The sequence below is a fragment of the Rhizobacter sp. genome, from assembly GCF_031412495.1.
Lineage (GTDB): Bacteria > Pseudomonadota > Gammaproteobacteria > Burkholderiales > Burkholderiaceae_C > Schlegelella_A.
Genome location: NZ_JANODC010000549.1, coordinates 1 through 2,056, shown reverse-complemented (window position 1 = coordinate 2,056; position 2,056 = coordinate 1). Strand labels below are relative to the sequence as shown.

3 protein-coding genes and 1 pseudogene are annotated in these 2,056 nt (G+C 71.0%); all 4 read left to right on the top strand.

Annotated elements, in window-relative coordinates; genetic code table 11:
• On the top strand, window positions 1-613 hold a 613-nt coding region (locus tag AC30N0_RS20505), incomplete at its 5' end, for a bifunctional 3,4-dihydroxy-2-butanone-4-phosphate synthase/GTP cyclohydrolase II (protein WP_489519724.1).
• Window positions 600-1,061 (top strand): 6,7-dimethyl-8-ribityllumazine synthase, encoded by a 462-nt coding sequence (gene ribH / locus AC30N0_RS20500; RefSeq protein WP_489519723.1) that lies wholly within the window; start codon window positions 600-602, stop codon window positions 1,059-1,061. The genes AC30N0_RS20505 and ribH, both read left to right, overlap by 14 nt.
• Window positions 1,058-1,564 carry a transcription antitermination factor NusB gene (gene nusB / locus AC30N0_RS20495; RefSeq protein WP_489519722.1) on the top strand — a complete coding sequence of 169 codons (507 nt, stop codon included), beginning with the start codon at window positions 1,058-1,060 and terminating at the stop codon, window positions 1,562-1,564. The genes ribH and nusB overlap by 4 nt, the downstream gene beginning before the upstream one ends.
• Before the next feature lie 136 nt (window positions 1,565-1,700).
• Window positions 1,701-2,056 (top strand): annotated as a pseudogene (locus AC30N0_RS20490) (hypothetical protein); the annotation flags it as partial.

The following is a 2,056-nucleotide window of genomic DNA, read 5'->3' as shown; positions in this document are numbered from 1 at the left end:
GCTGCCCGACCTCATCGCCTTCGCCGCGCTGCACGGGCTGAAGATCGGCACCATCGCCAGCCTGATCGAGCACCGCAGCCGCAACGAGACGCTGATCGAGCGCGTCGGCACCCGCAAGATGCTGACGCAGCAAGGCGAGTTCGACTGCGCCACCTACCGCGACCGCACCGGCGGCCTGCACATCGCCCTGACCCGCGGCAAGTGGTCGGCGGCCGACGAGGTGCTCGTCCGGGTCCACGAGCCGCTGTCGGTGCTCGACCTGCTCGATGCCGGCCCCGGCGACCACTCCTGGCCCCTGCCGCGCGCGCTCGCCGCGCTGCAGAAGAGCGAGCGCGGCGCGGCCATCCTGCTCAACTGCGGCGAGGACGCGGCCAGCCTGCTGCCGCAGGTGCTTGCGCGCAGCCGCGGCGCCAGGAAGCCGGCGCTGCCGATGGACCTGCGCACCTACGGCATCGGGGCGCAGATCCTGCGCGACCTCGGCGTCGCCCGCATGAAGCTGCTGGGCAGCCCGCGGCGCATGCCGAGCCTGCTCGGCTACGGCCTCGAGGTCACCGCCTTCGTGGCCGACGAACCGCCCGTCGCCGCGCCGGTGCCCTCGCATGCGCAACGCTGAGCGCGGCAGCGCGGCCCGCCTCGATGGCCGCGACCTGCGCATCGGCATCGTCCAGGCCCGCTTCAACGAAACGCTGACCGACCGCCTCGCACGCGCCTGCAGCGACGAGCTGATCGCTCTCGGCGTAGCCCCCGCCGACATCACGCACGTGACGGTGCCCGGCGCGCTCGAGATCGGCGTCGCGCTCAATGCCCTTGCCGACGAGGACGAGCACGACGCCCTGGTCGCGATCGGCTGCATCATCCGCGGCGAGACCTACCACTTCGAGCTGGTCGCCAACGAGAGCGGCGCCGCGGTCACGCGCGTCGGCCTCGACCACGGCGTCGCCATCGCCAACGCCATCCTGACCTGCGAGAACGTCGCCCAGGCCGAGGCGCGCGCCGACGAGAAGGGGCGCGACGCCGCCCGCGTCGCGGTCGAGATGGCGCAGCTGCTGAGCAGGTCGTGAGCACGGACGATCCGGATGCCGCCGCCAAGGCCGGCAAGCGGACAGGGGCGCGACGTGCCTCGCCCAAGTCGGGACGCCGGCGGGCGCGCGAGTTCGCCGTCCAGGGCCTGTACGAATGGATCGTCAGCCGTGCCGATGCAGGCGTCGTCGACGCCCACGTGCGCGAGCAGCCCGGCTTCGAGAAATGCGACGTCGCCCACTTCGACCTGCTCCTGCACGGCGTGATCCGCGAGGCGGCCGACATCGACGCCGTGCTCGCCGCTCACGTCGACCGCAAGACGGCGCATCTCTCGCCGGTCGAGCACGCCATCCTCATGATCGGGGTGCACGAGCTGCGCCATTGCCTCGACATTCCTTACCGGGTCGCCATCAACGAAGGGGTCGAGCTGGCGAAGAGCTTCGGCGGGACCGACGGGCACAAGTACGTCAACGGCGTGCTCGACAAGGCAGCCGCCGAGCTGCGCCCGGCCGAGGTCGAAGCGAATCGGGCCAGACGCGGCTGATCGACCAGTGCGCCCGTCGAGGGCAGCGCAGGCTTCGGCGGCGGGCCGTGCCGGGAATGGTGAGCTTGTGTTACGAACGTAGGCGCCGACGCCTTTTTCACACCGGCCCATCGGCCCCGTCACTTAAGCTGCGTCCGTGAGCAGTTCGATCCCGACGCCTTCGGCCACGGGCGACACCGAACCGGGGCCGCCGCCGAGCCTGCCCGGCGTCGCCCTGTGGGGCGATTCCGATCCGCCCGTGGCCACGGGCGTCTCCGGCTTCGCCGGTCTCGTGTCGGCGCCGGCGACGCCGCTGCCGACGATCGGCCACATCGGCCGCTACGCGCTCAAGTACCAGCTCGGCGAAGGCGGGCTCGGCACCGTCTACGCGGCGCACGATCCGCTCTCACCCTACTATGCTGGGCTGAACATTGTTTTGCTTGGCGTCGGCTTGATTCTTCCGTGGACGTATCAGGAGAACCTCTTGGCGGGCACGCTTGTCATTCTGATGTA